Consider the following 4,525-nt stretch of genomic DNA (forward strand, 5'->3'; position numbering starts at 1 on the left):
GGCACACTTAGGGGACTGCATGCACAAAGTAATCCAAGTGCTCAGGGCAAATTGGTTCGTGTAATTAAAGGAAGTGTTACCGATGTTGCGGTCGATATAAGAAAGGATTCTCCCACTTATGGTCAGCATTTAACCGCCAATCTAAGTGAAGAAAATCACAAAATGTTATGGGTACCTCCGGGCTTTTTACATGGTTTCGTAACGCTTGAAGATGATACTATCTTTACTTATAAAGTGACGAACCTGTATGATAAAGCGTCGGAAATAGGTGTGTTATGGAATGATAAAGATCTGGGGATCGATTGGGGTATTGACGCTTCGGAAGTGATCTTGTCGGATAAAGATAAGGTGCTTCCTTTGTTCAAGGATTTTGTGAGTACGTTTTAGGGTTATTTAATAAGATTGTATAACTCATCTAATTTCGGTGAAAGTACAATCTCAATCCGCCTGTTCCTGCTTCGGATATCGGAAGATGAACCCTGCTGAATTGGCTGATATTCGCCCTTACCTGTAGCAGTGATCCGGCTGTTTTCTATCTTTTCTACGTCAGTAAGGAATCTAACTACCGATGTGGCACGCAATACACTCAAATCCCAGTTATCTTTAATCTGGCCGAGGTTCACCACACGTTGATTATCTGTATGACCTTCTACAGAAATGTTTATTTCCGGCTGGGTTTTAAGTACCGTTGCCAGTCCCTGAAGGGCCATCTTACCTTTCTCATCAATAACAATACTACCGCTGCTAAAAAGTAATTTATCAGTAAGCGATACATAGACTTTTCCATTTCTGATATCAACAGAAAGTCCGCTTTGCTGGAAGCCCAGCAGAGCTTTTTGAAGTTTATCTTTAAGGGCGTTAGTCGCTTCATCCCTTCGGCGCAATATTTCTTCGACTTCTTTCAATCTTGCCTCACGTTTCTGAAGATCAGCGGCAAGTTTGCTTATCTCAGATGAACTATTTGAACGAAGTGAGCTGAGGTTTTCATCAAGTCCCTGAACTCTGCCTTCAAGGCCCGCAATCCGTAAATTAAGAGAAGCTGTATCCGATTTAAGGGAGGCAAGTTCCCCTTCGAGAGATGTAATTTTTGCCCTTGCAGTTTCCCATCCTAATGAAAGAGAATCACGTTGTGCAAGCAAGCCGTTGTACTTTTTAGGTGATAAAACTACGCAAGACGATAGAACAGAGATAAAAAGGATAAATAAGACTGGCAGGGAAAATTTTTTCATCATGGCTCAAATTTATGAAATAGCGGTTCTTAAAAAGATCATAAAGGGAAATAATTTTTCAAAACCTTCAAGCACTTTTCGGGCTGCACCAGGCTTGGAAAGTTCCTTAGGATCTATAATATGTGTAAATGTTAAACTCTTTAACTTGAGGTATTCGATATGAGGATGGTCTATCGTATAACCTTTAGGCACTGTTTTGAGCTTAAACTCCTGGTCGGGCTCACCAAAATAATCCTTAAAATCCGCAGCAGTGACGATCTCGCGAAAATCGTTTCCGCTATAATCCATTTCCTGACGAATCGATTTTAACATTTCCGGCTCAGGCATCCAGCATCCGCCGGCGACAAAACATTCCTCGGGATGGATATGCAAGTAGTACCCAGGCCCGTTAAAGTTTTTGCCCTGCTGAGAAATACCAGCACCGAAATTTGATTTATATGGCGTTTTATTAAGACTAAACCTCACATCGCGGTATATCCGCATTACACAGGATTTAGGATCAAGATCGGAAGAAATTGTTTGATCTATTTTGGAAAGGCCTTTAATCAGCTCGCCAACAAATTCAAGAACATTGCTGCGGGCTTCATCATGCCTGAACTTGTTTTCCTGAAACCATTCCCGGTTATTATTCTTAGCTAAGTCTGTCAGAAAATCAAAAGTTCCGGGTTTGATCATTTTTGGTTGTTAGTTGCTTGTTGTTAGGTCTAAACGCTGTAAGCAACATAGTAATTATTCCTAATTTGCGAGGCTTCACCTTTCACCTCAGTTAAGATTAATCTTCCCACCCTTCATATGTACCGCAACGTTTTTACGCTTGTATTTTTTATACCAGATAAAACCAACAACAGCTACTGCAATATATGGTGCCGCAAGTAAATACAAAATTCCATCGTTCAATCCATTACCCTCTGTATTGCCGTTTTGCGTGGAATTATCCGCGTTTAGGGTGCACATGGCACATTGGGCAGAAACTTCAGTAGTAAGGGCAGCGGTAAAAAGAAACATGAAAAGCAATAGGAAAATCTTTATCGGTTTCATGACGCAAAGATAAGGATTATTGAAGACTTTGTCGGCGACATACGCTGCAGCAACATATTTTGACATAAAAATAGCTGAACAATCACCTGCTATTGCAGACAATTATTCAGCTATTTGTTTAATCATTTTAAAGGTTGGAATCCATGCCAACCCTTCTTAACAAATCCAGGTGATTAGTAACCCGGGTTTTGGGTAAGTGTATTAACCCCGCCCACCGTACTGTTTATGATCTCAGCTTGCGGGATCGGATAATATTCATTCACACCTTTCTTAAATGTAGCACCATTCAGGTATGTCCGTTTTAACTTTTCTTTGGCGACATAAGTGTTTAAAACCTGATCTGCTATTCCCCATCGTACCAGGTCAAAGAATCTATGCCCCTCCATACCGGTTTCCAGCCTTGTTTCAAATTGTACAGCTTTACGTGCGGTAGTTTGTGATGCGAAAGGACTTGAATACGTGGCTATGACGTAGTTCGCCGCGGGTGATCCATCCGACATCTTTACAAATCCGGCTGGGTTGGATGCCCTGCTTCGAACCTGGTTGACAAGAGTTCGGGCTTTTTCCAGATCGTTTTCCTCGACTGCAACTTCCGCCCGCCATAAAAGTACATGGGCCAGACGAATCAGGCGATAATTGAGTGAGTTATTTCTGTTTGTTGCATGAGAGAAACCCTTTGACCATACAGCTTTTTTAGGAGAGTAAGGCCCTGCGTAGGCCTGATCACGCACCCATGGTTTGCCAGTATGCATGCCGTGATCCAGATAAGGAATTCCTCTACGACCAACAGTATGATCTAAACGAGGATCCAGGGGTCCTGAATGAGGCGTGAAAGGATCAGTAGCATTTAGCCCTTCATCATTCTTTACATCTACGTTATTATAGGTGTCCAGTAAAGGTAAGCCGTTTTCAGTCTGGAAAGCGTTCACAAGATTCTGAGAAGGCTGTTCAAAACCGCAGCAGTTCCATGGACCGGTATATGGGTAGTTTAGGATATTTCCGTTGTTACCATTAGTCCCTCCGGGAGAACCATCGTTCACCGACATTTGCACTTCGAATATTGACTCACTATTGTTATTAGTCGCAGCATTAAAATTGTCGTAGAATAAAGGAACAAGCGTGTATTTGTTACTTGCAATTATTTCGTCAAGTAGTGGCTTTGCCTGTGCAAATTTGCGCTGAAACATATAGACTTTTGCGAGGTAAGCCGCTGCTGCATATTTTGTAGCCCGTCCTTTTTGAGTTTGATTTACTGGCAACACGTCGTAAGCTGCTTTGAAATCTGCTTCTATCTTCGGCCAGATATCCTCTTTATTAGGAACCTTCGTGCTTTCCGGGTTGCTGGTATCATAGGTTTTTTCATCGATATAAGGTACATTATTCCACATCTTTTTTGCTTCGAAATGGTAATGTCCTCTTAAAAAACGGGCCTCTGCAGTGACTTGAGCTTTTTCGGCCGGGGTCATATCTTTAGCATTTGCCATTACCTGCAACACATCATTGCAGCGTGCGACACCATCATACACATTGCGCCATTTACCTCTGAAATGGGTATTGGTTGGCAACCAGTTATATGTTTCAATAAAGGTAATTTCAGGCTGATCTCCTGCGTCTGTACCTTTATAGGTATCATCAGCAGCAACAGCCCCATAAACCCAGTTGGTGATCGCACTGTGCCATGAGGTATTACCCGAACCTACCCCATCAAGAAGCGAATATGCTCCAATAAGTAAGGCGTCAACACCCTTTTTCGTTTCTAAAGCTTGCTGATTGATTACCCCTTTCGGCGTAGTCGTCAAAAAATCATCTTTACATGCTGAGAGTGAAGTTGTGACGAAAAATGCGGCAAGGTAAAATATTTTCTTTTTCATGTTTTCTACAATTTATAGGTTATTAAAAACTTACGTTAACTCCGAACAGAAGATTCTTAGCTGTTGGATAAGCACCTTCGTCCACGCCCAATTGACGATCATTACCATCTCCGTAACCTCTTAGATTAATTTCAGGATCAAGGCCGGTATATTTAGTAAACGTAAACATGTTTTGCCCCTGAACATAAATATGGGCAGAATTCATACCCGCTTTTGAAATCCATTTTAAAGGCAGGTTGTAACCTAACTGTATATTCTTAATCCTTAGGTATGAACCGTCTTCAAGGAAATAGTCAGACGGAACACTACTTGCGGCATCTCCTGAGCGCAGCATAGGCAACTTAGCGTTAGTTCTGCCAGGAGTCCATGACTCGTACAACATACGTG

At 41.8% G+C, this 4,525-nt stretch carries 5 protein-coding genes and 1 pseudogene; 1 reads left to right on the forward strand and 5 read right to left on the reverse strand.

Translation table 11 applies throughout. The features are described 5' to 3' along the window. Positions 1–387, forward strand: a 387-nt coding sequence (gene rfbC, locus WBJ10_RS04790; RefSeq protein WP_424288389.1) for a dTDP-4-dehydrorhamnose 3,5-epimerase, incomplete at its 5' end; no start/stop codon positions are given. 2 nt (positions 388–389) lie between these two features. Here rfbC and WBJ10_RS04795 read toward each other — a convergent pair. The 5 genes and pseudogenes from WBJ10_RS04795 to WBJ10_RS04815 form a co-directional block, all read right to left on the reverse strand. Continuing rightward, the gene (locus WBJ10_RS04795) at positions 390–1,229 is read right to left on the reverse strand and encodes an OmpA family protein (RefSeq protein ID WP_424288393.1); all 840 of its coding nucleotides are present in this window, start codon (positions 1,227–1,229) and stop codon (positions 390–392) included. 12 nt (positions 1,230–1,241) lie between these two features. Continuing rightward, positions 1,242–1,904, reverse strand: coding sequence for a DUF2461 domain-containing protein (locus WBJ10_RS04800; protein WP_424288390.1), 663 nt, complete (start codon positions 1,902–1,904; stop codon positions 1,242–1,244). An 87-nt stretch (positions 1,905–1,991) separates the two neighbouring features. Then, on the reverse strand, positions 1,992–2,369 hold the full coding sequence (locus WBJ10_RS04805; protein ID WP_424288391.1) for a hypothetical protein: 378 nt from the start codon (positions 2,367–2,369) through the stop codon (positions 1,992–1,994). A gap of 71 nt (positions 2,370–2,440) precedes the next feature. Then, entirely contained in the window at positions 2,441–4,138 is a 1,698-nt protein-coding gene (locus WBJ10_RS04810; protein WP_424288392.1) for a RagB/SusD family nutrient uptake outer membrane protein, read from the reverse strand. Between the two features lie 22 nt (positions 4,139–4,160). Continuing rightward, positions 4,161–4,525: pseudogene (locus tag WBJ10_RS04815) on the reverse strand (TonB-dependent receptor); the annotation flags it as partial.

The organism is Daejeonella sp. (assembly GCF_049655485.1).
Classification (GTDB): Bacteria; Bacteroidota; Bacteroidia; order Sphingobacteriales; family Sphingobacteriaceae; genus Daejeonella.